This window comes from Rhodococcus sp. GXMU-t2271, assembly GCF_041414735.1.
Classification (GTDB): Bacteria; Actinomycetota; Actinomycetes; order Mycobacteriales; family Mycobacteriaceae; genus Rhodococcus; species Rhodococcus indonesiensis.
This window is the reverse complement of record NZ_JAUIZP010000054.1, coordinates 1-2554: the sequence shown is the minus strand read 5'-3', so window position 1 is coordinate 2554 and position 2554 is coordinate 1. Positions and strand designations below refer to the sequence as shown.

Sequence of the window (2554 nt, the reverse complement as noted above, 5' to 3'; positions counted from 1 at the left end):
CGTTCCGCACTCGTGCGGAACGGCCCCGGAGTGTTTCACCAGCGGGTGGGCTCGCCTCCGGTGTCGAAGTCGCCGGCATCGTGGCGCAGGCCCGCCAGGATGCGCAGCAGCGTCTCGAGCTGATCGTCGGGCACGCCGGGGCGGGCGAACACCTCGGCGTTGAGCTTCTCGGTGGTCGCGACGGCCAGCGCTCGTCCCTCGTCGGTCAGTTCCACCAACGTCGCGCGACGGTCGCTCGGGTGCGGGGTGCGGCGCACCAGACCGGCGGCCTCGAGCCGGTCCACGGCGTTCGTGACGCTGGTCGGGTGGACCTGCAGGCGGGCGCTGGCCTTCGCCATCGGCAGCGCCCCCGTCCGGGTGAAATGCAGCAGCGTCAGCAGTTCGTATCGGGCGAAAGTGAGCCCGAACGGTTTGAGGACCTCCTCGACCCGCGCCATCATGATCTGCTGCGCGCGCATCACCGAGGTCACCGCGGCCATGCCGTCCGCGACCTCGCCCCAGCCGTGGGCCGTCCACTGGCGATGGGCCTCGGCGATCGGATCGAGCGGTAGGGGTGCGGGCATACGTCGATCATCCCACGTGGTGCCGCGTCGAGGTGACGCGGACACAGCTTCCGTCCGCTGCGGGACCGGGCGCCGGAGGTGAACGACACGCGACGGCCGGGACAACGTCGCGTGAACCCGCGACGACATCCAAATGTGCCTGCCCGCCGCCCGATTCGCGACGGCTACAGTGCGCGCGTGCACATCCTGTTCGTCTGCAGCGGCAACGTCTGCCGGTCCGTGATCGCGGAGCGGCTGACGCGGGCGTACGCGTGCGAGTCCGGGTGGGCCGACCTGACCGCCGAGAGCGCGGGTACCCGGGCGCTCGTCGGATACCCCGTCGAACCCCGGGCGGCCGCGGTCATCGCCGGACTCGGCGCGGATGCGAGCGATTTCCGCGCCCGCCGGGTGACCGCGGCAATGGTCGACGGCGCCGACCTGGTCCTGACCATGAGCGAGGAACAGCGCGACCGCGTGTCCGGTCTGGTCGCCGGGGCCGCGGCGAAGTCGTTCACCCTCACCGAGGCGCACCGCATCGCGACTGTCACCGGCGCGGCGACGGTCGCCCGGCTCGATGCCTGCCGGGATCCGAGCGGCGCGGCCCGGACCCCGAACATCCCCGACCCGATCGGCCTGTCCGCGCAGGTGTTCGTCGAGACCGGGGATCTCGTCGCCGCCGCGCTGTTCCCGTTGCTCGACGTCCTCGCCGGCGCGGCGGTCGCCGCGGGTCAGCGGTGGGCGTAGTCCCCGAATCGCTCGTCCACCTCGGCGGCGCTCAGCCCGAAGTCCTCGAGCCGGTAGCGGTGCGCCGGCCGGCGATCCCCGCTGCGGCTCTCGGCGTGCAGCGCGGCCATCGCCTGTTCGGCGTCGGTCGTGAGCCGGATGCCGAACCGGTCGTAGACCGCGCCCACCGTGCCGAGAGGATTGGCGACGAAGTCGCGGTAGTCCACATCGACGAACCGGTCCGGGTCGTGCCGGCGCCGGGCCGCCTCGAAGGTGTCGAACCCGCGCGCCCACAGCTCGAGCTGGCTGCGCCCGATGTTCTCGCCGCGGAAGGTGTGCGACCAGCCGTCGGTGGCGTGCGCGGCCAGGCTGCACACCGACGGGATCACGGTGCGCGGGTCGCGGTGGGTGACGACGATCAGCGCGTCCGGGTAGACCGTGAGCAGTTCGTCGAGGGCGAACAGGTGGCTCGGGTTCTTCAGGACCCAGCGCTTGCCGGCGTCCGGCAGCCCGATCAGCTGCAGGTTCCTGCGGTGCCGGGCGTACGCGCCGGTCCAGTCCTGCTGCGCGAGCCACTGCGAGTAGGTGGGCAGATGCGCGAGGCATTCGTACGACACCGACCGGAAGGACTGCCGCAGCAGCTGCCAGCACTCCTCGACCTCGCCCGCGGACATGTAGTGCACGCCCATGAACTCGGGGTGCTCGACGTGGTGCCGGGCGAAGCCCGCCTCGAGCGCGGCGAACGCCGGGTCCTGCGGCCACGTCTCGCGCGGCGGCCGGGGCTGCGGCATCTCCGTCAGCCACATCTCGAGTCCCTGGTGGGCGGGGTCGGCGGTGAGCAGGCGGTGCAGTGCGGTGGTGCCGGTGCGGGGCAGGCCGGTCACGAAGATCGGGCGTTCGATCGTCACGTCGGCGTGCTCGGGGTGCTCACGCCAGGCCGCCTCGCTCAGCAGTCGGGCGACGAGGGCGCCGCGCAGGAACACCCGCGACATCTTGCTGCCCAGCGGGGTGAGCTGCTCGTCGCGCGCGTACGAGTCGAGCAGGACACCGAGGGCCTCGGTGTAGTCGTCGTCGCCGAAGTCGGTCAGGCCGGTCAGCCGGGACGCGGAGGCGTGCAGGTCCTCGACGGTGCCGACGCTGGTGCGTTCGGTCATGGATCTCCGATCCCCGTGCGGGGTTTCGGTAGCAGTGGCTACCGAAACCCCGCACGGCTGTTCAGTGGTGGTATTCGCCGCAGTTGACGTCCAGGCACTGGCCGGTGACGGCCCGGGCCAGTGGGGAGGCGAGGA

The 2554-nt window shown here is 72.0% G+C and carries 3 protein-coding genes; 1 reads left to right on the top strand and 2 read right to left on the bottom strand.

Annotated elements, in window-relative coordinates; all coding sequences use genetic code 11:
* Positions 1 to 35 precede the first annotated feature (35 nt).
* Complete coding sequence (locus QYS60_RS19660; RefSeq protein WP_003935225.1) at positions 36 to 563, bottom strand: MarR family winged helix-turn-helix transcriptional regulator; 528 nt, start codon at positions 561 to 563, stop codon at positions 36 to 38.
* 177 nt (positions 564 to 740) lie between these two features.
* Here QYS60_RS19660 and QYS60_RS19655 point away from each other — a divergent pair, with 177 nt between their 5' ends.
* Positions 741 to 1286 carry a protein-tyrosine-phosphatase gene (locus tag QYS60_RS19655; protein ID WP_040781461.1) on the top strand — a complete coding sequence of 182 codons (546 nt, stop codon included), beginning with the start codon at positions 741 to 743 and terminating at the stop codon, positions 1284 to 1286.
* Here QYS60_RS19655 and QYS60_RS19650 read toward each other — a convergent pair.
* On the bottom strand, positions 1271 to 2419 hold the full coding sequence (locus QYS60_RS19650; protein ID WP_371383992.1) for a sulfotransferase: 1149 nt from the start codon (positions 2417 to 2419) through the stop codon (positions 1271 to 1273). The two genes, QYS60_RS19655 and QYS60_RS19650, sit on opposite strands and share 16 nt — an antisense overlap.
* Positions 2420 to 2554: the final 135 nt, after the last annotated feature.